General features: G+C 70.8%; 16 protein-coding genes. 4 read left to right on the forward strand and 12 right to left on the reverse strand.

The genetic code is table 11. The features are described from left to right. On the forward strand, nt 1-2,730 hold a 2,730-nt coding region (locus tag AB0F13_RS12720), incomplete at its 5' end, for a type I polyketide synthase (protein ID WP_362079587.1). 164 nt (nt 2,731-2,894) lie between these two features. On the opposite strand, the gene AB0F13_RS12725 is transcribed toward AB0F13_RS12720, so the two are convergent. The 7 genes from AB0F13_RS12725 to AB0F13_RS12755 form a co-directional block, all read right to left on the reverse strand. Then, entirely contained in the window at nt 2,895-8,519 is a 5,625-nt protein-coding gene (locus tag AB0F13_RS12725; protein ID WP_362079590.1) for a beta-ketoacyl synthase N-terminal-like domain-containing protein, read from the reverse strand. Nucleotides 8,520-8,584: 65 nt separating this feature from the next. Continuing rightward, a complete protein-coding gene (gene pabB, locus AB0F13_RS12730; RefSeq protein WP_362079593.1) occupies nt 8,585-10,825 on the reverse strand; it encodes an aminodeoxychorismate synthase component I in 2,241 nt (746 codons plus the stop codon). After that, the gene (locus AB0F13_RS12735) at nt 10,825-11,604 is read right to left on the reverse strand and encodes an alpha/beta fold hydrolase (RefSeq protein ID WP_362079596.1); all 780 of its coding nucleotides are present in this window, start codon (nt 11,602-11,604) and stop codon (nt 10,825-10,827) included. The genes pabB and AB0F13_RS12735 overlap by 1 nt, the downstream gene beginning before the upstream one ends. Nucleotides 11,605-11,734: 130 nt before the next feature. Further along, nucleotides 11,735-11,929, reverse strand: a complete 195-nt coding sequence (locus AB0F13_RS12740) for a ferredoxin (RefSeq protein ID WP_362080237.1) — start codon at nt 11,927-11,929, stop codon at nt 11,735-11,737. Nucleotides 11,930-12,120: 191 nt separating this feature from the next. After that, nucleotides 12,121-13,299, reverse strand: coding sequence for a cytochrome P450 (locus AB0F13_RS12745; RefSeq protein ID WP_362079599.1), 1,179 nt, complete (start codon nt 13,297-13,299; stop codon nt 12,121-12,123). A 36-nt stretch (nt 13,300-13,335) separates the two neighbouring features. Next, nucleotides 13,336-14,394: a DegT/DnrJ/EryC1/StrS family aminotransferase gene (locus tag AB0F13_RS12750; RefSeq protein WP_362079602.1), complete on the reverse strand. Its 1,059-nt coding sequence runs from the start codon at nt 14,392-14,394 to the stop codon at nt 13,336-13,338. A 14-nt stretch (nt 14,395-14,408) separates the two neighbouring features. Continuing rightward, a complete protein-coding gene (locus AB0F13_RS12755; RefSeq protein ID WP_362079605.1) occupies nt 14,409-15,785 on the reverse strand; it encodes a glycosyltransferase in 1,377 nt (458 codons plus the stop codon). 201 nt (nt 15,786-15,986) lie between these two features. Here AB0F13_RS12755 and AB0F13_RS12760 point away from each other — a divergent pair, with 201 nt between their 5' ends. After that, entirely contained in the window at nt 15,987-16,409 is a 423-nt protein-coding gene (locus AB0F13_RS12760) for a secondary thiamine-phosphate synthase enzyme YjbQ (RefSeq protein ID WP_362079608.1), read from the forward strand. A gap of 67 nt (nt 16,410-16,476) precedes the next feature. On the opposite strand, the gene AB0F13_RS12765 is transcribed toward AB0F13_RS12760, so the two are convergent. Then, nucleotides 16,477-17,403 carry a serine hydrolase gene (locus AB0F13_RS12765; RefSeq protein ID WP_362079611.1) on the reverse strand — a complete coding sequence of 309 codons (927 nt, stop codon included), beginning with the start codon at nt 17,401-17,403 and terminating at the stop codon, nt 16,477-16,479. A 101-nt stretch (nt 17,404-17,504) separates the two neighbouring features. Then, entirely contained in the window at nt 17,505-18,032 is a 528-nt protein-coding gene (locus AB0F13_RS12770) for an Lrp/AsnC family transcriptional regulator (RefSeq protein WP_362079614.1), read from the reverse strand. Between the two features lie 182 nt (nt 18,033-18,214). On the opposite strand from AB0F13_RS12770, the gene AB0F13_RS12775 reads away from it, so the two are divergent. After that, nucleotides 18,215-18,421 (forward strand): hypothetical protein, encoded by a 207-nt coding sequence (locus AB0F13_RS12775; protein ID WP_362079617.1) that lies wholly within the window; start codon nt 18,215-18,217, stop codon nt 18,419-18,421. 81 nt (nt 18,422-18,502) lie between these two features. Here the strand turns inward: AB0F13_RS12775 and AB0F13_RS12780 are convergent, their stop codons facing one another. The 3 genes from AB0F13_RS12780 to AB0F13_RS12790 form a co-directional block, all read right to left on the reverse strand. Then, on the reverse strand, nt 18,503-18,940 hold the full coding sequence (locus tag AB0F13_RS12780) for a DUF5709 domain-containing protein (RefSeq protein ID WP_362079620.1): 438 nt from the start codon (nt 18,938-18,940) through the stop codon (nt 18,503-18,505). Continuing rightward, nucleotides 18,937-19,248: a hypothetical protein gene (locus AB0F13_RS12785; protein ID WP_362079623.1), complete on the reverse strand. Its 312-nt coding sequence runs from the start codon at nt 19,246-19,248 to the stop codon at nt 18,937-18,939. Before AB0F13_RS12785 ends, AB0F13_RS12780 begins: the two co-directional genes overlap by 4 nt. Nucleotides 19,249-19,391: 143 nt before the next feature. Beyond that, nucleotides 19,392-20,894 carry an FUSC family protein gene (locus AB0F13_RS12790; RefSeq protein WP_362080240.1) on the reverse strand — a complete coding sequence of 501 codons (1,503 nt, stop codon included), beginning with the start codon at nt 20,892-20,894 and terminating at the stop codon, nt 19,392-19,394. 483 nt (nt 20,895-21,377) lie between these two features. Here AB0F13_RS12790 and AB0F13_RS12795 point away from each other — a divergent pair, with 483 nt between their 5' ends. Next, a complete protein-coding gene (locus tag AB0F13_RS12795; protein WP_362080242.1) occupies nt 21,378-22,394 on the forward strand; it encodes a lactonase family protein in 1,017 nt (338 codons plus the stop codon). Nucleotides 22,395-22,417: the final 23 nt, after the last annotated feature.

The following is a 22,417-nucleotide window of genomic DNA, read 5'->3' on the forward strand; positions in this document are numbered from 1 at the left end:
GCGGCTGTCGAGCTGGTCAATACGGATGGCTTCCTCTTCACCGGTCGTCTGTCGGTCCAGTCGCATCCCTGGCTCGCCGATCATGTGGTGATGGGTTCGGTTCTGGTGCCCGGTACGGCGTTCCTGGAGCTGGCCGTCCGTGCCGGTGACGAGGTCGGTTGCGATGCGGTGGAGGAGCTGACGCTTGCCGCGCCGCTGGTGCTGCCCGAGCAGGGTGGCGTCCAGGTGCAGGTGTGGGTCGGTGAACCGGACGAGTCCGGCCGTCGCTCCCTCACTGTTCACTCCCGCCCCGGCCATGCGCACGAGCAGCAGCCCTGGACGTTGCACGCGAGTGGTGTTCTGGCGCCGGCTGCTGCGGCGGGTACGGGCTCGACGGCGTTCGATGCGACGGTGTGGCCGCCCCGGGGCGCTGAGGCAGTCGATGTGAACGGCTGCTACGAGCGGTTCGCGGATGCCGGCTTCGAGTACGGTCCGGTGTTCCAGGGCCTGCGGGCGGCATGGCGGCTCGGCGAGGACGTATTCGCCGAGGTGAGCCTGCCCGACGGTGTCGACGGCCGCGCGTTCGGCCTGCACCCGGCACTGTTCGACGCGAGCCTGCATGCTTCCGCCTTCGGCGCGGACGACGACCGGAGCAGCGGTGGCGTGCCGTTCTCGTGGAGCGGGGTCACCCTGCACGCCACGGGCGCGTCCGCTGTGCGGGTACGCCTGTCCCGGGGCGGTGACGGCACGGTGTCGATCGCGATCGCGGACACCGCCGGTGCGCCGGTCGCCTCGGTCGAGTCCCTGACGGTTCGTCCCATCTCGGCCGAGCAGTTGAATGCCGCTGATCACGAGGCGCTGTTCAAGGTCGACTGGGACGCCGTTCAGCTCGGTGCTCCGTCCATTGCGACGGAGGCACTGGCCGTGGCCGGGCCGGACGCGCTCGGCCTTGCCGAGGTGCTTCCACCCGGGATCACCCTGTTCGCGGACTTCGCATCCATGTACGAGGCAGCGGATGTTCCGGGCGTGGTGCTCGTGTCGCCGGCCGTCGGCCCCGACGGGCCCGGCGGCTGTGCCGGGCCCGACGACATGGCCGGGTCGGTTCACGCGGTGACGTCGCGGGTGCTGGGGCTGGTGAAGTCGTGGTTGGTGGAGGAGCGGTTCGCGGGGTCCCGTCTGGTGTTCGTGACGCGGGGCGCGATGGCCGGTGAGGATCTTGCTGCGGCTGCGGTGTGGGGTCTGGTGCGGTCGGCGCAGGCGGAGAATCCGGGCCGGTTCGGTCTGGTGGATCTCGGCGGTGGCGAGGGTGCCTCGGAGGTTTTGTCGAAGGCGCTTGCTCTCGACGAGCCGCAGTTGCTGGTGCGTGACGGTGAGGTGCTGGCGCCGCGACTGGCCCGGGTGCCCGCTGTGGCCGGTCCGGCCGGTCCGGCTGGTCCGGTGTGGGGTGCGGACGGCACGGTGCTGATCACCGGTGGTACGGGTGGTCTGGGTCGTGTGGTGGCCCGGCACCTGGTGGCCGGGCATGGTGTGCGGAGTCTGCTGCTGGTCAGCCGCCGGGGCCCGGACGCTGAGGGCGCCGAGGAACTGGTTGCGGAGCTGAAGCAGCAGGGGGCGGATGTTGCCGTCGAAGCGTGTGACGTGACGGACCGGGATGCGGTCGCCGGGCTCGTTGCGCGTCACCCCGTCTCGGCTGTGGTGCACACCGCCGGTGTACTGGACGACGGCGTGATCGGGTCCCTGACGCCGGAGCGGCTGGCGGCCGTGCTGCGCCCGAAGGTGGACGCGGCGTGGAACCTGCACGAGGCCACCGAGCACCTCGGCCTCCACACCTTCGTCACCTTCTCCTCGGCCGCCGGTACGTTCGGCAACCCGGGCCAGGGCAACTACGCCGCCGGCAACGCCTTCCTCGACGCCTTGGCGCAGTACCGCCGGGCGCAGGGGCTGCCGGCCGCGTCGCTGGCATGGGGGCCCTGGACCAAGGAGGGTGGAATGACCGGGGCGCTGCAGGACGTGGCGGCCCAGCGCATCGCCCGTTCGGGCATGCCGGAACTCTCTCCGGCGGAAGGCGTGGCCTTGTTCGACTCCGCGCTGACCACCGCCGAGGCCGTGGTGTTGCCGGTGCGCCTGGACCTTCCGGCGCTGCGGGCGCAGGGGGAGATCCACCCGCTGCTTCGCGGGTTGATACGGACGCCTGCCCGCCGGTCGGCCACGGCCGGAGCCGCGGCCGCGGCTGCCGACCTCGCTCAGCGACTGTCCGGTCTGTCCGAGGCCGAGCGGCGCGATGTGCTGCTGGATGTGGTGCGCGGTCAGATCGCGGCCGTTCTTGGGCACGCGGGTGCGGAGACAGTGGATCCGGCGCGGGCGTTCCAGGACCTCGGGTTCGACTCCCTGACCTCGGTGGAACTGCGCAACCGCTTGAGCGCGCTCACCGGGGTCCGGCTGCCGGCCACCCTGCTGTTCGACTACCCGACCCCCGCCGAGCTGGTCGACCACCTGTACGGGCTGATCGTGCCGGAGTCGCCGTCGGGGCCGGAGTCGGTGCTGAGCGAGCTGGACCGGCTGGAGAAGGCATTCGGCGACCTGGAGGTCGACGAGGAGGCCTACGAGCAGATAGCCGGCCGACTGGAGGTGCTCAAGTCCAAGTGGAGCGCCCTGCGGAAGGACTCCCGGGCCGAGGAGGAGTTCGACTTCGACTCCGCCTCCGACGAGGAGGTCTTCGACCTCCTCGACAACGAGCTCGGTCTCTCCTGACCGACCGGTTGGAGCAAGCCGTCCGAGGGCCTGGTCTTCTCCCGAAGACCGGGCCCTCGGGCTTTATGCGCAGCGAGCCGGGCGACCCCGGGTATGCGAGAAGCGACGGACGGCAGCAAGCCGTCCGTCGCTTCTCGCAGGCGGTAAGGGTTGAGTCGGCGGCTCTAGCTGCCTCCGCCGTCCATGAGCCGGAAGAGCTCCTCGTCCGTGGCCGCGTCGATGTCGATGCCGGCGCTCGTCGCCGTGAGGGCCGGGGCGTACTGCGCTGCTATGGCCTTCAGCCGGGCCGCCGAAGCGGCATCGACGGTGGCGCCGGCCGAGAGCAGGCCCTCCAGTTCGTCGACGAGACCGGCCATGTCCCGGTGCCTGTTCGCGTCGGACCGGCCGGAGACCTCCCCGCCGAAGCCCTCACCTTCCCCGAGAGCCTCCCGGACCAGGCGGACGATGGCGGTAGGAGTCGGATAGTCGAAGACGAGCGTGCTCGGCAGCTGTATTCCGGTGCCGGCGATCAGCCGGTTGCGCAGCTCGATGGCGTTCACCGAGTTGATGCCCATGTCCGCGAAGGACTGGTCGGCGGCCTCGTCGCCCTGCGGCGCGTGCCCGCCGAGTACCGCGGTCACCTCGCTCAGAACCATGGCCAGCAGGACCTCTTCCTGTTCGAGGTCGCCGAGCCCGGACAACCGGACTGACAGCGACGGCTTCTTCCCGTTCCCGTCCCCGTCCCCGTACCCGTACTCAGACCAGGCGTCGGGGCCGCCCATCGCGCTCACCGCCGTCCCGATGACCGCCGTCCCGATGACCGCCGACGCCGACGCCGACGCCGTCGCCGGCATCAGCCAGTACCTCCGGTGCGCAAAGGCGTACGTCGGCAACGGCACGGCTACGGCCCCGGGCAGCACGGCGGTCCACGCGACCGGCACCCCGTGGCCGTACAGCCGGGTGATCGCCGTGAGCACGTCCCGCACTTCACCGTGCTCCGCGCGCACGGTGGGTACGACCGCGGCCGTCGGCCGGCGGCCGGCCGACCCCAGGCACTCGTCGATCATCGGAGTGAGCGCGGGCGCGGGCCCCAGCTCCACGAAGACCGTCGTCCGCCCGTCCCGCAGGTGATCGATCGCGTCCTTGAAACGCACCGTCTCGCGCACGTGGCGTACCCAGTACTCCGGATCCGCGGCCTCCGCCACCGTCAGCGGGCGGCCGGTGAGGCCGGAGACGAGCGGAACGGACGGTTCGGTGAAGGTCAGGGTGCTGATGGCGGTACGGAAGTCCGCGAGCATCGGGTCCATCAACGGCGAGTGGAAGGCGTGGCTCACCACGAGCTGCTTGGCCTTGTAACCGGCGGCGACGAGCTTGTCGGTGAGCTCGGCGAGCGGTGCACAGGCACCCGACAGGACGACGGAACGGGGGCCGTTCACCGCGGCGACCGACACGCTCTCCGTCAACCCGGCGAGCCAGGGGGCGACCTCGTCCTCCGCGATCCGCACGGCCGTCATCGCCCCGCCCGGCGGCAGGGCCCGCATCAGCCTGCTCCTGGCCACCACCAGGGCGCACGCGTCGGGAAGCGAGAGCACCCCCGCCACATGAGCGGCGGCGATCTCGCCGACCGAGTGGCCCACGAGGTGGTCCGGAGCCGCTCCCCACGACGCGAAGAGCCGGTACAGCGCGACCTCGACGGCGAACAGAGCGGGTTGCGCCCAGCCCGTGTCATCGAGGAGAGCCGCGGCCTCCGGGCCCGGCTCCGCCCACATCACCGAGGTGAGCGAGCGGCCCAGCAGCGGGTCGAGAGCCGCGCAGACCTCACGCAGAGCGGCGTCGAACACCGGGAACGCCCCGGCGAGCTCACGCCCCATGCCGAGCCGCTGACTTCCCTGACCGGTGAAGACGAAGGCCGCCCTGCCATGGCCGTCGATACCGCCGCCCTGCTCCTCGACGACCGCCCCGGGGGTCTCACCGCGCCCGAGCGCCGCTGCCGCGGACACCATCGCGGCACGGTCGTCCCCGGTGACGACGGCCCGGTGGCCGTGCAGCGCACGGGTGGTGGCGAGCGAGAAGGCGATGTCCCGGGTGGACACTCGGGGGTTCGCTTCGAGGTGTCCGGCCAGCCGCCGCGCCTGGGCCCGCAGGGCCGAGTCGCTCCGGGCGGACAGCAGCCACGGCACGGCCACGCCGGTCTCCCGGCCGGCCTGCGGCTGCTCCGCGGGAGGCTCCTCCGGCGCCGGGTCCTCCGGCGGCTCCTCCAGGATGACGTGGGCGTTGGTCCCGCTGATCCCGAACGAGGACACCCCGGCCCGGCGGGTCCGCCCGCTCTGCCGGGGCCAGGGCCGGGCCTCCGTCAGCAGCCGTACCGCGCCCGCCGACCAGTCGACGTGTGACGACGGCGTCCGCACGTGCAAAGTCTTCGGCAGTACGCCGTGCTGCATGGACAACACGGTCTTGATCACACCGGCGACCCCGGCGGCGGCCTGCGCGTGCCCGATGTTCGACTTGACCGAGCCCAGCCACAGCGGCTGCCCGTCCTCGGGGCGCGCCCGTCCGTATGTCGCCAGCAGGGCCTGCGCCTCGATGGGGTCGCCCAGCGTCGTACCGGTGCCATGGCCCTCCACCGCGTCCACGTCCTGCGCCGACAGCCCGGCGCGGGCCAGCGCCTGGCGGACCACGCGTCGCTGTGCGGGCCCGTTGGGCGCGGTGAGCCCGTTCGACGCGCCGTCCTGGTTGACGGCGGAACCGCGCACCACGGCCAGCACCCGGTGACCGTTGCGTTGCGCGTCGCTCAGCCGCTCCAGGAGGAGCAGCCCCACGCCTTCGGACCACGCCGCGCCGTCGGCTCCGTCCGCGAACGACTTGCACCGGCCGTCCGGGGACAGACCGCGCAGCCTGGAGAATTCGACGAAGGACGACGGCGTGGCCATGACCGCGACACCACCGGCCAGCGCCAGGGCCGACTCTCCCGACCGCAGGGACTGGCACGCCAGGTGCAGGGCGACGAGCGAGGACGAGCACGCCGTGTCCACGGTCAGGGCCGGGCCTTCGAAGCCGTAGGCGTAGGCGATCCGCCCGGACAGCGCGCTCGCGGCCGTACCGATGCCCAGCAGCCCCTCCAGCTCCTCCGCGCCGCCGGTGGTGCCGGCCGCGTAGTCGTGGTACATCGCGCCGGTGAAGACGCCGGTGCGGGTTCCCTTGAGCGTTCCCGGGTCGATCCGCGCCTGTTCGAAGGCTTCCCACGCCGTTTCGAGGAGGAGCCGTTGCTGCGGGTCGGTCGCCAGCGCCTCCCGGTCGGACATGTCGAAGAAGCCGGCGTCGAAGTGGCCCGCGTCGTGCAGGAACCCGCCTTCCCGGGCGTAGGAAGTGCCCCGGTGCTCCGGATCGGGGTGGTACAGGGCTTCGAGGTCCCAGCCGCGGTCGTCGGGGAAGGCGGAGATGGCGTCGGTCTCGTTGCTGACCAGGTCCCACAGGCGTTCCGGGGAGACCGCCCCACCGGGCAGCCGGCAGGCCATTCCGACGATGGCCACCGGCTCGGGCACATCGCCGGTGCCCGGCGCCAGGGGATGGCCGAAGTCGTCCGCGCGACCGCCGGCACCCTCACTCTCCCCGTCGCCTCCCGCCGACCGGCCCGCCAGGAACCGCGCGACCGCGATCGGTGTCGGGAAGTCGAAGGCGAGAGTGGCCGGAAGGGGGATTCCGGTCACTTCCTGCAAGGCGTTGCGCAGCCGGATGGTGAGAATGGAGTCGAGGCCGAGGCTGCGGAAGGTGACCTCGCGAGCAATGCCACTTGCAGTGGCGGTAGTGGCGGTAGTGGCGGCAGCGTCTGCAGCTTCGGCAGCGCCCGCAGTGCTTCCAGCGTCTGTAGCTTCCGCAGCGCCCGCAGTGCCTCCAGCGTCTGCGGCTTCCACAACGCCCGCAGTGGCGGCAGTGACTTCAGCACCCGCAGCACCCGCAGCACCCGTCGCACGCGCCGCGTCCTCGGCGTTCTTCCCGAGCACCTTCGCGACGCCGGCGGCCACGAGGTCGAGGGCTTCTTCGACGGTTCGCGGTGCGGCTGCCCAGGCAGGGGTTCCGGCGGGTCGTGCCGGCGGGACGGCGGCCGTTGCGAGCATCTTCTGCAGCGCCCGCCGGTGGAGCTTTCCCGCCGGGGTGAGTGGGAGTTCGCCGACGGTGACCAGGTCCAGCGGAATCTTGTAGTCGGCCACTCCGCGGCTCTGCAGGAATTCCGTCACGTCCGTGAGACCGATCGCGGGGTCCGCCCGGTCGGTGAGGACCAGGCACGGGTACTCGCCGAGGCGGGGATCGGGGGTGCCGAGCACGGCCAGCGGGCCGATCCCGGGGAGTTCCGCGAGCAGGCCCTGGATCTCCGTGGCGTTGAACTTCCTGCCGCCCACGTTGATCAGTTCGGCCGTCCGGCCGTGGAACATCACCAGGCCGTCCTCGTCGACGCTCGCCAGGTCCCCGGTCCGTAGCCAGCCGTCTTCCGTCAGCGCGGCCCGGGTCAGCTCCGGATCGCCGAAATAGCCCCGGAACATTCCGGGGCTCCGGTACTGCAGCTCGCCGGCTTCACCCGGCGGACACTGGCTGCCCTGCTGGTCGACGATACGGACCCGGGCGCCGCTGGTCGGCCGCCCCACGCTGCGGACGGCGACGTCGGCCGGGTCCTCCGCCCGGGTGCAGGTGCCGGTGCCCAGCTCGGACATGCCCCACACCACGACGAGGGAGCAGTCGAGTGCCGCCCTGACGTCCTCGACGAGCGCACCCGGTACGGCCGCGCCTGCCGTCCGTACTTCCACGGGTCGGAAACCGGCGGGCTCCCCGGTCCCGGCGAGTCGCGCGACCACGTCGTGCAGCTGTGTGGGAACGGCGAAGACGACGCTCGGGCGGGCCTGCCTGGCCAGCTCCAGGAACCGGTCCGGGTCCCAGCCGTCCAGCAGGACTTGCCGGCAAGCGGCGAAGAGCGCCGAATGCATCGACTGCAGACCGAACAAATGGGTAAGAGGGCAGGCCGTGATGACCGCCTCACTGAACGCCTCGGCGGCATCCGCCGTCACGGATGCCGTGTTCGACAGGAGACCGTCGTGACTGTGCACACAGATCTTCGGCCTCGCCGACGTCGTGCCCGACGAGGGCACGAGGACGAACGGCATGTCCGGCCGCACCTCCACCGGGTGCGGGGCGCTGCCCGCCCAGGTGTCGCGCAGGGAGTCCAGCGAGACCACTCCCGGTGCCGGTTCCTCGCCGGCCGGCCCGGCCACCACGACGGCCCGTAGCGACGGGACGGTCCGCAGAAGCGCGCGTCCACTCAGCGGCTCTTCGTGCCCCGGCTCTTGGCGCCCCGGCTCTTCGTCGCCCGTCTCTGCGTTCCCCGGTCCCTCGCCGCCTTGTCCGCCGCGGCCCTGAGTGCTGCCGTGCGGCAGGACGACGACCGCCGGTTCGACTCTGGCCAGCAGCGCGTGCACGTCCTTGCTGCCATTGCCCTGGTGAATGGGCATCATGACGGCGCCCACGGTCGCGACGGCGATGTGCAGCGTCTGGAATTCCACCGAATTCGGCAGATGGACCGCCACCACGTCGCCGGCCCCGACGCCCAGTTCCTGCAGGCCCCGGGCCAGCGCGTCGGCCTCCGCCTCCCACTGCCGCCAGGTCAGCGACCGCCGGCCGTACGTGAGGGCCACGGCGTCGGCCCCGGCGGCCACGGCGGCCTTGAACACACCCGGGAGCGTGAAGCCGCCCAGCGCGCTGCCGGCACCGCCTCCGGGATCGGCGGACGGATCGAACGCGTAGTCATCTGTGTGGACGGACACTGTCACTCCCGTATCGAGCGTTTGCGTTGGCTTGGCCGGCCGCCGCTTCCGCTACGGCCGGCCGGTCACCCGGCCGTAGCGGTTCTCCGGCCGGGGAACCCGGCGCCGAGCAGCCTGAGGAGCGGCGTCGCCTTCACTGCCGTCTCCTCGAATTCCGCCTCGGGGTCCGACAGCGCGATGATCGCGCCGCCCACCCCGTAACGAAGGCGGTTTCCGTGCACCACCAGCGTGCGGATGACGATGCTCAGGTCGGCCGCCCCCGTCAGGGAGAAGTAGCCGATGGCCCCTGAGTAGACGCCGCGCGGACCGCCCTCGAGGCGGTCGATGATCTGCATGGTCCGGATCTTCGGGGCACCGGTCATCGACCCTCCGGGGAACGCCGCCCGGACACCCGCCACGGTGCTGCTGCCGGCGCGCAGCCTCGCCCGCACCGTGCTGACCAGCTGATGGACGGTCGCGTAGGTCTCGACCTGGAAGACCGGGGCCGCCGTGACCGAGCCGACCTCGGCGCACCGGCCCAGGTCGTGCCGGACCAGGTCGACGATCATCAGATTCTCGGCCCGGTCCTTCTCGCAGGCCGCCAGCTCGGAGACCAGGGCGGCGTCCTCCTGCGGCGTGGCGCCCCGGGGACGGGTGCCCTTGATGGGCTTGGACTCCATGACCCCGGCCCGGTCGATGCGCAGAAAGCGCTCCGGTGAGGTGCTGAGCACGGACAGGTCGGCGAATTCCAGGTAGGCGCCGAAGGGGGCCGGGCTGGTGCGGCGGAGAAAGCGGTAGGCGTGCCAGGCGTCGAAATCGGTGGCCTCCGCCTCGATCATGTTGGTGAGGCACACCTCGTACGTCTCACCGGCCTTGATCTCCTCCTGGCACGCGTCGATGAGCTTGAGGTACCCCTCACGGTCGTGGCGGAGCCGCACCTTTGTGCCCTGCTGCGGCGCCGGGGGCTCGCACGGTCCGGGCGCCTGTCCCGCGACGTCATCGAGGGCAGCGGCCGCAGCCCGCAGCCATGCGCGGGCCGCCTCCTCGTCGCCGTCCTCGGCGAGGGCCATCAGACAGGTGGTGCCCGAGCGGTGGTCGAGGACGACAGCACGGTCGCAGAAGACCATCGCCGCGTCCGGTTCGGCCGAGCGGTGCGCCCCGTCGCCGTCGCACTCCGCCTTGAGCTCGTAGCCGAGGTAACCGACCCAGCCGAGGGCGAAGTCGAAGGGGAGCTCCGGAGCGTCGACCCGCATCGACCGCAGGTCCCGGTCCAGCCATTCCAGGAACGTGTCCGGCACGACGCGCTTCGAGCCTGCGGACGTGACCGTCACCGTGCCGTCGAACACCTCGGCCTTGGCGATCCGCGCGAGCGGCCCGGAGGCATCGCCCATGATCGACAGTTCGCCGAGTACGCCGCCCACCTGGCTGCTGTCCAGCCAGAACGGGTGGTCACCGGTCCGGAACAGCCGGTCGAAGGCCACCTCGGGATCCCAGCGGGTGGGCAGCTGCTCCACGAGGACCCGTAGCCGCCGTACGTCGGGGGTCCGGCCGGCGTCCGCGGAGGTGAAGCCGTCCGCCGAGCGGGCGTCGGCCACACGACTGCCGGTGCCGGTGCCGGTGCCGGTGCTGCTGCCGCTGCCGCTGCTGTCCGTGAGGGCCGCGGTTCCGGTCGCAGTGGATTTGGCAGTGGATTTCGCAGTGGATCGAGCGGTCGTTTTCGCGGTCCGGGTAACCGGTTCCTTGCGTGCCTGGTGCAGTTCGGTGAGCCGGCGGAAGTTCGCCAGGAGCCGGTGGCCGCCGCGGGTGCCTATGGACTCTGGGTGGAACTGCACGCCCCACAGCGGGAGTTCGCGGTGGCGCAGCGCCATGACCACCCCGTCCTCGGCCCACGCGATGGGCTCCAGGTCCGGTGAGTCGCCGGTGACGGCGAGCGAGTGGTAGCGGACGACCTCCAGCGGGGAGGGCAGCCCCTCGAAGAGGCCGGTGCCGTCGTGCCGGACGGCGGAGGTACGGCCGTGGCGGGGCTCGGGGGCGCGCCCGACGGGGGCGCCGTGGGCCAGCGCCAGCCCCTGGTGGCCCAGGCACACGCCCAGGACGGGCAGTCTGCCCTCCGCCGCTATCTGGGCGCAGAAGCCGAAGTCCGCCGGCCGGTGGGGGGTGCCGGGCCCCGGCGACAGCACGACGTTGTCGAAGGTGTCGAGGACCTCCGGTTTCCACGCCGGGTCGTCGTTGCGCACGACCTCGGGCTCTTCCCCGTTCACCTCGGCGAGGTAGTGGAAGAGGTTGTAGGTGAACGAGTCGTAGTTGTCGACCAGCAGCGTCCGCATCAGCTTTTCCCGATTTTCTCGAGTTCGCGCGAGATCTGGGCGTTCACCGCTGCCGGCTGGGTGGCGAGGAAGAAGTGCCCGCCGGGGAAGACCTCCAGCCGGAAGGCGCCTTCGGTGTGCCGCTCCCAGGCCGCCGCTTCGTCGAGCGTCGTCCGGGGGTCGGCGTCACCGGTCAGTACGGTGATGGGACAGCGGACCGCGCGGTCCTCGGGGTCGCAGCGGTAGGTCTCGATGGCCCGGTAGTCACCGCGAATGGCGGGCAGTGCCATCCTGAGGATCTCGTCGTCGCCGAGCAGCCCCGGGTCGGTGCCGTTGAGGAGCTTGAGTTCGGCGATGATGCCGTCGTCGTCGCGCTCGTGCACCGTCTCGGGGCGGGTCGTGGCGGGCGCCCTGCGGCCGGAGGCGATGATGGCCCGGGGCGCGTTGGTGCCCTTCTGCTCCAGCCGCCACGCCGTTTCGAAGGCGAGCACCGCTCCCATGCTGTGTCCGAAGAAGACGGTGGGTTTCTCGCTCTGCGTCAGGAGCTTCTCGGTGATGAGGTCGGCCAGAGTGCCGATATCGGTGACGCACGGCTCACGCCGCCGGTCCTGCCGCCCCGGGTACTGCAGGGCGATCACGTCGGCCACGGGGGAGTGCTTCGCCGAAACGGGGTGGTAGAAGCTGGCCGACCCGCCGGCGTGCGGGAAACACACCAGACGGACGTCGCGGTCCGTTGCCGGGTGATAGCGCCGGAGCCACAGAGCCGTGGAACCGTCCGTGGAATTGTCCGTGCTGTTCAAGAGCTTCGGTCCTTTCTGCGCGGGAGAGCACTTTCCGGGGCCACAGTGCATCGCACAGGGAACGCGTGAATCACTAGAGTCGTGTAGATCACAGGCGGGAGTGGTGGGCTGGTGGCGTGCCGGAATGCGGTCAGTCCTCGTGGACGGTGATCGTGCGGGCCGGGCAGAGATCGTCCGCCTGCCGGACCGCCTCCGTCTCGGAGTCGTCGGGCTCGGGGTTCAGGACGACGACCAGGCCGTCGTCGTCCTGGTCGAAGACAGCGGGAGCGGTCAGTACGCACTGGCCCGCTCCGACGCAGCGGTCGGTGTCGACGGTGATGCGTATCAAGGATTCTCCTGCGGCGAATGAAGCGCGCGAATGAAGCGCGCGAATGAAGCGCGGGAACGAAGCGCGCGAATGAAGCGCGGGAACGAAGCGTGGGAACGAAGCGCGGATGAAGCGCGGCCGTGCAGGCCGCCGCACGAACGAAGGCCTCCCGGGCAGCGAGCGGGACCGCCCGGGAGGCCGGCCCTCGGTTACCAGCTGACGGGCAGTTCGTGCAGCCCGTACAGCACGCCGTCGTGCTTGAACGGCAATTCGTCCACCGGCACGTCGAGCTTGAGCGTGGGAATGCGCTCGAAGAGCTTCCGGTAGGCGATCTCCATCTCGACCCGGACCAGGTTCTGCCCCAGGCACTGGTGCACGCCGTAGCCGAAGGCGACATGGTGGCGGGCGGTGCGGGACGGGTCGAACTTGTGCGGGCACTCGAAGACGTCCGTGTCGTGGTTGGCCGCGGCGACCAGGGGCACGATGCCCTCGCCGGCCCTGACGAGCTGGCCGGAGATCTCGACGTCCTCGACGGCCACCCGCAGCGACACCAGGTCGGCGACGGAGTGGAAGCGCAGGGTCTCCTCGACGGCCCGGTCGTCGCCGATCCACTCGGGATTCGTCAGCAGCGTCACCACGCCGAGCGCGATGTTGTTGGCCGTGGTCTCGTGGCCGGCGATGAGCAGGAGCAGCAGCACACCCGACAGCTCCTGGGAGTCGAGCGCACCGGTGGCCAGCAGCCTGCTGATCAGGTCGTCACCGGGCCACTTCTCCTTGATGGCCACCAGCCGGTGGATGTACCGCAGGAGCTCCTTGGTGGCCGTGTCGCGCTGCTGGTCGGTCGAGGCGCGGATGGCCACCAGGGTGCGGGTGCGGGACTCGAAGAAGTCACGGTCGACGGGCGGCACGCCGAGCAGCGTCGAGATGACCAGCGACGGTACGGGCAGGGCGAACTCGGCGACCAGGTCGGCCGAATTGCCGGCGGCCAGCATCGCATCGATGCGCTCCTCCACGGTCCGCTCGATCGCCGGGCGCATCGCGCGGATGCGCCGCACGGTGAACTCGGGGATGAGCGCCTTGCGGAAGCGGTCGTGCTCCGGCGAGTCGAGCCCCACGAACCAGCCGGGAATCTGGTCCTGCTTGGGGACCCCCATGGTCTGGCTGATGTTCGGGAAGCCCTCGTGCTCGGGGTTGGAGCTGATCTTCGGGCTCGTCAGTACGGCACGTACGTCCTCGTGCCGGGTGACCAGCCAGACCCGGTTACCGTTGGGCAGATAGGAGAGGACCAGCCCCTCCTTTTCCCGGTAGTCGGTGTAATGCGGGGGCGGGAACGCCACACCGGGTTTACGCAGGGGGAAGTCGACCACTGTCGGATCGGTGCTCGTCATATCCATTCGTCCCGTCTCGGCAGCCGGCGGCTGCGGTCAGCTCGCGCCGTAGAATTCACGGATCTTTCCGATCACGAAGTCCTGGTCGGTGGCGGTCAGACCGGTGTGGGTGGGCAGGTACAGTCCGTCCTCGGCGAAACGGTTCGCGTTCAGCGAGGGCCAGTGCGGCGCGAGGTATTCGGGCTGCCGGCTCATCGGCTTGAAGAACAGCCGCGTCTCGATGCCCTCGTCCGCCAGGAACGCACGGAGTTCCTCCCGGCGTTCGGCACGGATGTCGTACATCCACAGCACGTCCCTCGGCGGCATCAGGGTGATGCCCGGGACTCCGGCCAGGCCTTTGTCGTAGCGCTTCTCGATCTCGGCCCGCGTGGCGAGGATGTCGTCCAGCCGCTCGGTCTGCGCCAGCGCGACAGCAGCCTGCATGGCCGTCATCCGGAAGTTGTAGGCCAGCTTCTTGTGCAGGAAGTTGTGTTCCTTGCTGAAGGCCATGCCCCGCAGGTGGGCCAGCTGGCCGGCCAGCCGTGGGTCGTCGGTCAGACAGATGCCGCCCTCGCCGGAGGTGATGATTTTGTTGGCGAAGAGCGAAAAGCAGGCGATGTCACCCACCGGGCGGATGCCATGCGCTTCGGCGGAGTCCTCGACGACCCTGAGGTTGTACTGGAACGCGATGTCCATGATGGCGTCCATGTCACAGCGACGGCCGTAGACATGGACGGGCATGATGGCCTTCGTCCGTGGCGTGATCTTCTCTTCGATGCGTGTGACATCGATGTTGAGGTCGTCCGCGCAGTCGACGAAGACGGGCGTCGCACCCGTATAGGTGACGGCCCACGCGGAGGCCACCATGGTGAACTCGGGCACGATCACCTCGTCGCCCGGGCCGATGCCGAGCGCCCTTATGGCCAGCGTGAGGGCCGCCGTTCCGGAGGAACAGGCGACACCGTGCGCGATGCCGTTGTATTCCGCGAACGCCTTCTCGAACCGCTGCACATACGGCCCTTGGGAGGAGATCCACCCGTCACCGATCGTGCCGGTGACGTATTCGAGTTCTCGCCCGTCGAGACTGGGCCTGGAAACCGGATACTTGAACGACATGGATGTCTCCCTTGTCAGGCCAGGGCCGGAAGGCCGAGGATCAGGTCGGCCGCTGTCTGGCGGCCGCCCGCCGCCCGCTGCAGCGCCCCGAGCCGTTTAGCGTTCTCGCGGAACGAGGGGTCGTCGAGCACCCGGGTGAGCTTGTCGACGACATCGTCGGGGGCGATGGTCTGGGGCTGGTCGAGCGTCAGGCTGATGCCGAAGTCCTGGCCCCGCACGGCCTGGTCGAAGCAGTCGACCCACAGGGGCCGCACCACCAGGGGCTTGCCGAAGTACACGCCTTCGTGGAATCCGTTGCCGCCGCCGTGCGTGAAGAACACCTTGACGTTCGGGTGGGCCAGGACGTCGAGCTGCGAGGGCACCCAGCTCTCGATGCGCAGATTGCCCGGGAGAGATTCCTCGGCCGGCAGCAGGTGCTGCTGCTCCTTCGGCAGCTTCCACAGGACCTGGTGCCTGCCGTCGAGCCGCCGGGCGACCTCCACCAGCGCACCAACCTGCTCCCGCGTCAGCCGGGTGATGGTGCCGAAGCCCATGTACACCACCGACGACTGTGTATCGAGCCAGTGGGAGAGCCCGTCGTCGTCCCCCGCCTCCGGAAGGGGCGGCATCATCGCACCGACCAGACGCACCTTGCCGGGTATCTCGAACGGGTAGTCCAGCTCGGCGATCGAATTGCACAGGACCATCTCGGCCTTGTCGATCCTCGTCATCGGGCTGGGCGCCGGAAGGCCGAGTTCCTTGCGGATGCGGCCGTCCTCCTGGAGGACCTTGCCCATGGCCGGGTTGAAGAACAGCGCCAGTGTCCGCAGCTTGAACAGCTCATTGCTCAGCCGCTGCAGCGCATTCATCCGGCCCGGCAGACCGGAGTGCGGAACGGGGAAGTCCCGGGGGGTGTAGCCCTTCGCGAACGGATTGAGCGACGTCAGCACATTGCTGGGCACGAACGGCACGCTCAGCACGAACGGGATGTTGCGGGTGAGCGCCAGGTCGACGGCGAAGGCACTCATGCAGTCGATGACCATCAGCGCCGGCTGGACCTCGTCGACGACCGCCTCCAGTCGGCGGTACTTCTTCGCCTGCAGGGCCGGCTTGTAGGACTGCTTGATGACCGCACGGTGCGCCTTGAAGCGGGAAGCCTGCGTGACCTCACGGTAGACGTCGTCGGGCCAGCTCACCGCCGAGAGCTCGGAGATGACCTCCCCGAGCGAGGCGAATTCCACCGGCGACTTCTCGGCCAGGTTCTCCACGTCCCCGCGCCGGTTCTCGTCGGTGGCGAACCAGAGGTCCCCCACACCCCGGCGTGACAGCTCGGCCGCCAGCACGAGCAGCGGATTGAGCAGCCCGCTTTCCGGAAGACTGACGAACAGGATCGGCCGTCGGACGGGGTCCATGGATGTCCCTTTCAAGGTGGCTGCCGGGGCTCGACGAGCCATGTGCCCCGGGCGCGTGTGACCGCACCCCCACTTGATCTCACGCCTGACGCCGGGAAATCCTTAGACCTTCTCCCACAGGGGCCCACTCGCCGATTTGCCCACGGCGGTCCCGGCCCGTCGCCTTGCCGCTGCCGCCGCGCAGCGGGTATGCGGTGGAGCATGGCTGATACCTTCACCACACGCGTCATCGACATCACCACGGGATCCCGCGAGACCGTGTACGACCTCACGGAGGCGTGCGCGGAGTTCCTGCGGAGCGCCGCCCAGGGGCGGGACGGACTGCTGAACGTTTTTACGCCCCATGCAACGGCCGGCCTGGCCGTGATCGAGACCGGCTCGGGCAGCGACGACGACCTGCTCGCCGCCCTGCACGACCTCCTGCCGGCCGACGACCGCTGGCGGCACCGCCACGGCAGCCCCGGGCACGGTCGTGACCACGTACTCCCCGCCCTGGTCCCGCCGCACGCCACCCTGCCGGTGATCGGCGGCCGGCTGGAGCTGGGGACCTGGCAGTCCGTCGTCCTGGTCGATACGAACGTGGACAATCCCGACCGGCGCGTGCGGTTGTCCTTCCTCGGCTGACCACCGGGGAGCGGAAGCCCGGTAGCCCCCCTGGGACGTGTGCACAGGGGGGCCCTGCCGGGGCCGGTCAGTCCTTCTGGGCCGACGGCGGGAGCTCGCGCAGCTTCACCGCGGTCTTGGTACCGAAGGCCCAGTCCAGCATCTTCGCGGCGTCCGGGTAGCGGTTGGCGGGATCGTTGAGGATGACGCCCACCAGCGTGCGCTTCCCGCGCTGCGCGGCGAACACCAGGCACGGCCCGGCTGCCGTGCCGGTCCCGGTCTTGATGCCGATCGCGCCCTTGTACGACCCGAGCAGCTTGTTGGTGTTGTCCCAGTAGTAGGTGCGGTTGACGTTCGCAGCCTTCTGGCGGGTGGAGGTCGTCCGCACGACCGTGCCGAACGTGCTGCCGGCCATGGCGTGCCGGGCCAGCTGCGCCAGGTCGCGCGGGGTGGTGTAGGTGTTCCCCGCCTGCGATATGCCGTCGAACGAGTCGTACTTGGTGTTCTTCATGCCGAGGTCGGCGGCCTTCTTGTTCATCCTGGCGACGAACGACGTCGTGCGGGCCGCCTCCGTGCCGCCCTCGCCGAAGCTGTCGGCCAGCGCGTACGCCGCATCACACCCCGAGGGAAGCATCAGGGCGTACAGCAGCTGCCGGACGGTCATCTGGTCGCCCGTACGCAGATCCGCCGTGCTGGCCCCGGTCCGCGCCACGTAGTCGCGGTAGGACTGCTTGACGGTGATCTTCTTGTCCAGGTCGACCTTGGGCGTGTCCAGGACCGTGACCGCCGTCATGATCTTGGTGGTGCTGGCCATCTGCCGCTTGGTGTCGGCATCCTTGCCCCACAGGCTGCGGTTGGGGCCACTGTCGAGCAGGAACGCCCCCTTGGCGCCGATGCCCGACGGCCCGGAAGCGGCACCGGCGGTCGTCACCGGGAGCACGACGGCTACGGCCGCGGTCGACGCGACCACGGCGGCGGCCCATCGGCGCGTGGGTCTTCTCCCACTTCGCTCCATGTATGCACCTTTTTCTCGCGTGTTGGGATGAGCGAGCCGATGATCGCATCAACGCCTTCGCGAGAGAAAGCCGGATCCTACGGGCGTTACCGGCGCTCGGGTCAGGCTTCCTGAGCCGGCGGGCGGGCGGACCCGCGCGTGCGGCCCTCCTCCTTCTTGCGGGCGCTCTGCTCAACCGCGTCCACCAAAGGCACCATCCGGTACGGCACCCGCTCGCGCAGCACCATCTCGGTACGGGTGCGCACCACGCCCGGCAACTGCACCAGCAGCTGGATCACGTCCTCCAGGTGAGCCGCGTCCCGCGCCACCACCCGCGTCATCAGGTCGCCGCCACCAGTGATCGAAAAAGCCTCGATGATCTCCGGCACATCGGCCAGCGCGTTCGCCACCGTATCCAGATGGCCCTGAGTGACCTCTATGTGCACGAAGGCCAGCACCGGGTGGCCCAGCGCGGCGGGAGACAGCCGCGGACCCGTGCCCGTGATCACACCGTCCCGTTCCAGGCGGTCGAGCCGAGCCTGGAGCGTGCCGCGCGCGATGCCCAGCACGCGCGCGTACTCCCGCACGCTCGTACGCGGCTGCTCCAGCAGCAGGCGGAGGATCCTGGCGTCCAGCGCGTCCACGGCCATGGGCCATCGGCTCCCTATTGATCGAGGTTCAGGCCTCCGCACTGTACCAATGGCTCAATCGCTGACAGCGCTGACAGCGCTGGTGCCGATGCCGCGACGGTGACTGCGCCACACCGGCGGAGTCCGGGCGCCGCCACGACGCGCTCCACGCTGTCGCGGGCACCCCGGTTTACTGTGCCGCCATGGAGAAGCAACAGGCCCCGGTCGTCGTGCATCCGCTGATGGAGGGCACGCGGCTGGTGAAGATCCACGGTGAATCGGTGGGCAAGGCACACTCGGCGCAGGACTTGGAGGCGTTCATGAGCCGGTTCGGCCTGCGGGACGTCGACCTGGACAATCCCGCGCTGGTGGAGTGGCGGGGCGGAGGGAGCAGCGTGTGGCCCCAGTGACCGCCAGGGCCTCCGCCGGTGGCCATAAATGGGCACGGCGGCACGCCCCCGGCCCACGGTCCGCCGCGCCCGCGTCGGGCGTCAGATCTCGTCGTCGTCCCTGACCCGTACCGCTTCCTCTTCGGCGGACAGGCCTTCGGTCGAGCCTTCTTGGGAGTACACGTCCTGCTCCCGCGGACGATCGGGATCGGGCTCGTCGTAGAGCAGCCCCGCCGGGGCGTCCTCCAGGGCCGGGGCGGCGGGCTCGTCGGGCTCGGGGTCGTCCCAAGCCGGCGGCCGCGGCTCGGCGAGCCGGGCCGGGTCGGGCTCCGGTTCCTCCTCGGCGAGGCGTTCGTCGAGGGACTCGCCCTCCTGCGCCTCCTCGGGGGTGACCCCTACGCGGGTGACGGCCGCCGGCTCGTCCCCGGGCACGGACTGCTGTTGCGGGTCGCTCGCCCGCTGCTGCTCGGGTGTGCCGTCCTGCAGGTCGGGGATGCCCTCCTGCTCGGGGGAGGTGCCCGGATCGTGTGCGGCGTTCACCGTTCCTCGCTCCCTTCGTCGCCGGGCTGCCCCCGGCCCCGGGCGCGCTTCCCCGGCGGCCGGCCGTACCCCGGGGGCGGATCCACTTCGACCGGCGGATGCCAGGGCCCACGCTCTACCCGCTCGCCGGGTTGCAGCCCCTCTACCGGCCCCTCGGCGATTTCCGGTTGCTGCACGTCGCTCCCCGCGACGTTCGGAGTGTCACCCTTGCCGATGGGGGCCGGCCGCGAGCGTGCCTTCCGGCCTTCGTGCTTCTTGTCGTCTGCTTTCTCGCCCGCGCGGGGCCGGTGATCCTTGCCTTTGTTCACGGCTTTCCTCCAGGGAAGGAACGTGACAACGGTTCCTCTGGGGACACGAGTGCCCCCTGATTCGCCATCGATGCACGCCCTCATTCCACCGGCGCGGCCGCGACGCTACCGGTCGGGCTCGTGCGTCTCGATGAACGACGAGCTCAAGCACCGGCCAGCGGGGAACGCGGGCTGCTGAGCACCGGCGTCGCCAATTCCGCCAGCGCCGTCTCCAGGTGGTGGAGGTGAGCCAGGGCACGCTCAGCGCCCGGGTGGTGCTGCGGGGCGGCGGTGCCGAGGCCGGCTGCGGAGGCAGGGGCCCCGGGCGCGGGCACGATGGCGTGCAACGCGGTTTCGACGCGCTGACAGGCGGCCGTCAGCCGGGCGTCGTGCGAGGCGGCGGGGTCGGCGGCGACCTCTGCCAGGCCGCGGGCCTGGCGGACGCAGTCGTCGAGGTGCGCCATGACCAGGCGCGCACGCTCCTTGCGGGCCCGCCACGGGTTGAGCGGGTGCAACAGGGGAGCGAGGGAGACCCGGACCCTGCCGAGGAGGAGCTCGAGCTCGGCGACCTGCGGGCCGGGGTCGGCCGCCTCGTCACCGGCCAGCCGACGCGCCGATTCCGCTGTGCACTGCCGCACGGCCGCCAAAGCCCGCCGGATCCAGGCGTCGGTTGCGGCGTGCGTGGTCACGGGCAGGACGAGCGCGACGGCCAGCGCTGCGCCGGCGGCTCCGACGAGGGTCTGCTCGAAGCGCAGGGCGAGCAGCCCGGGGTGGAGCACGCCGAGGAGCCCGTAGAGCAGGCCGGCCATGATGGTCACGAAGAACATCATCCAGCTGTACGACGGCGCGGCGGTGTAGAAGATCCCGAAGACGCAGACGGCGACGAGGACGACGCTGGGCACGGGCGCGCCGTGCAGCGGTACGGCGACGACCAGCCCGACCGCGATGCCGGCCAGGGTGCCGACGACGCGGCGGAAGCCCCGGACGAGGGTCTCCCCGCGCGAGGCGGTGTTGACGAAGATCCACCAGGCGGTGCCGACGGCCCAGTACCAGCGCTCGTCGGACACCAGCTGGCCCACGCCGAGCGCTATCGCGCAGGCGAAGGTGTTCTGGAACGCCAGACGCGTCGTGGGGCGGGCGAGGCCGCGCGCCACCAGGGGAGCGGGCACCGCCGGCGACGGCGAACGCCGCTCGATGCACCACAGACCGAAACGGACGAGCGAGGACGTGCCGAGAGCCATGGCCATGGCCGCGTACAGCTCGGGCAGCTGTCCGGGCACAGCGTGCAGAAACTGCGCCATGAAGAAGGTCATGAACGCGAAGATTCCCAGTGCCTGGCCACGAGGGCCCCAGCGGCGCGCGTACACCCCCGCGAAGACGACCACGAGGAACGCCGCGTCGCGCAGGAGGGGGGAGCTGTGGAGCGCTGCCGCGAGTGCAAGCGCGGGGAAGCCCACGGAGGGCAGCAACATCGTGGTGACGGCCTGACCACGGACCTTGGCATCGGTGACGGTGAAGAGGGCGAGCAACGCGGCGAGGCCGCCTGCGACGGCCGCGGTGAGCGAGCCAGTGACCAGGTGGGAGACGGCCACGGCCGACCCGACACCGAGAACGGCTCGAGCCGAGCTGCGCAGCCGCAGCCGGCCCGGATCCGGAAACGCGAACATCCTCTTCAGCTTCAGCACCTCTTCCGGCTCCCATGACGCGCGCAGTGAAAGCGCAATAAAACGCAATAAAAGAGGCGCCGCGGGATCCGCAGCGCCATCGACAGGATCATCAAAGCACGCAGGACCCCATTGGCTCAAGAGATCCCATTCCAGCTGTGCCATTGGCTCAGCTGGATGGGCCCTTGGCTGTGCCAAGGCGGGCCATCGGACCACACCTCGGACAGGCACAGCGCCGACGACGTTCCGGCAGCGGGGGCGAGCTTGCCCGCGCCCCGGACCGCCGGAGGCTTCCAAGAGGGCCGGCGCGGGGCTCGCCGGGTCGGCCCGGTCGCTGTCAGTGGCTGCGTGTAGCGTCGGGCGCACAGTGAGTGGTTCCGGCGACGGGGGGCAGCGGTGGTGACCGGAAGCAGGCAGAACGAGCAGGGCAGCCAGACCAAGAGTGAGCCGGACAGGCGGAACGGTGAGCGGGGGCGGTGGGCGTACATCGGGTCGTTCACCGAGGCGGGCGGCCGTGGTGTCACCGTCGCGCGGGTCGACGGCGAGACGGGCGCGCTGACGCCGGTGTACTCCACCGACACAGTCGTGAACCCCTCCTACCTGGCCCTCTCGCCCGGCCGCGACGTGCTCTACGCGGTGAGCGAGACCGAGGAGGGTGCGGTCGCCGCCTTCTCCCTGGCGGACCCGGCGCGGCCCGAGCTGCTCGGAGCGCCGGTCCCGGTGCGCGGTGACGGGCCGACGCACCTCGCCCTCGCCGGCCCCTGGCTGCTCACCGCCAACTACGGCTCCGGCAGCGTCAGCGCGCTCCCGGTCCGTACCGGCGGAGGCCTCGGCGCGCCCTCGGCGGTGCTTCCGCACCGGGGGCACGGTCCGGTGGCGGACCGGCAGGCCGGGCCGCACGCCCATGCCGTCGTGACCGATCCCTCCGGACGCTGGGTCCTCGCCGTCGACCTGGGCACCGACTCGGTGTGGAGCTACGCACTCGACCCGCTGACCGGTGCTCCCGGCCCGCACCGCGAGACGGCACTACGGCCCGGCAGTGGTCCCCGGCACCTTGTCTTCCACCCGCGCGGCGATCGTGTGTACGTCCTCAACGAGCTCGACCCGACTGTCACCGTGTGCACGTGGGACGCGGCGACGGGGGCGCTGGAACCGGTCGGTGAGACGCGCGTCCTGCCCTGTGGGGCGGAGCGGACCACTTACCCGTCGGCGCTCGTCGTCTCGGCCGACGGACGCCACCTGTGGGCGGCCAACCGCGGGCACGACAGCATCGCCGCTCTCGCCCTCGACACGAGGGGAGACAGCCTCGAGCTCCGCGGCACCGTCGACTGCGGCGGCCGTTGGCCCCGCGACCTGACCGCACACCCGGGCGGCGGTCTGCTGTACGCCGCCAACGAGCGCTCCGGCGACGTCACCTGGTTCACCGTCGATCCGGAGACGGGGCTGCCGGTGCTCGCCGGTGCGACCGGGATACCGGCGGCGTCCTGCGTGCTCTTCGCCTGAGCCGTGAGCCGTGAGCCGTGAGC

The organism is Streptomyces sp. NPDC026206, assembly GCF_040638465.1.
In the GTDB taxonomy this organism is placed as follows: Bacteria; Actinomycetota; Actinomycetes; order Streptomycetales; family Streptomycetaceae; genus Streptomyces.

Excerpts from the sequence above, each read along its gene's own strand:
- pabB (WP_362079593.1), bottom strand. The coding sequence starts at position 10,825 with ATGCGGACGCTGCTGGTCGACAACTACGACTCGTTCACCTACAACCTC.
- AB0F13_RS12745 (WP_362079599.1), bottom strand. The coding sequence starts at position 13,299 with ATGACGAGCACCGATCCGACAGTGGTCGACTTCCCCCTGCGTAAACCC.
- AB0F13_RS12750 (WP_362079602.1), bottom strand. The coding sequence starts at position 14,394 with ATGTCGTTCAAGTATCCGGTTTCCAGGCCCAGTCTCGACGGGCGAGAA.
- AB0F13_RS12755 (WP_362079605.1), bottom strand. The coding sequence starts at position 15,785 with ATGGACCCCGTCCGACGGCCGATCCTGTTCGTCAGTCTTCCGGAAAGC.
- AB0F13_RS12760 (WP_362079608.1), top strand. The coding sequence starts at position 15,987 with ATGGCTGATACCTTCACCACACGCGTCATCGACATCACCACGGGATCC.
- AB0F13_RS12765 (WP_362079611.1), bottom strand. The coding sequence starts at position 17,403 with ATGGAGCGAAGTGGGAGAAGACCCACGCGCCGATGGGCCGCCGCCGTG.
- AB0F13_RS12770 (WP_362079614.1), bottom strand. The coding sequence starts at position 18,032 with ATGGCCGTGGACGCGCTGGACGCCAGGATCCTCCGCCTGCTGCTGGAG.
- AB0F13_RS12775 (WP_362079617.1), top strand. The coding sequence starts at position 18,215 with ATGGAGAAGCAACAGGCCCCGGTCGTCGTGCATCCGCTGATGGAGGGC.
- AB0F13_RS12790 (WP_362080240.1), bottom strand. The coding sequence starts at position 20,894 with ATGTTCGCGTTTCCGGATCCGGGCCGGCTGCGGCTGCGCAGCTCGGCT.